At 80.0% G+C, this 220-nt stretch carries 1 pseudogene; it reads left to right on the forward strand.

Annotation, left to right across the window (positions count from 1 at the left end):
• Window positions 1-220 (forward strand): annotated as a pseudogene (locus G3I42_RS37070) (hypothetical protein); the annotation flags it as partial.

Below are 220 nucleotides of genomic sequence, written 5' to 3' on the forward strand. Positions count from 1 at the left end.
GGCGCCCGCGCCCGCACCACGCCGAGCCGTCAGCCGAGCGGCCCACCGCTGCCACGCGCACAGCGGTACGGAGCACGCCGCGCGGCGCCCCCGTCCCGGTGCCGCGCCTCTCCCCCGTACCGCCCCCTCGCCCCCGCCCCCGACAATGGCCCCGTGGACCTAGACGATCTCTCCGCCCTCCGCACCGCCGATGGCAGCGCGCTCCTCGCCGAGCTGCGGG

Origin of the sequence: Streptomyces sp. SID11385 (genome assembly GCF_010548245.1) — a bacterium.
Lineage (GTDB): Bacteria > Actinomycetota > Actinomycetes > Streptomycetales > Streptomycetaceae > Streptomyces.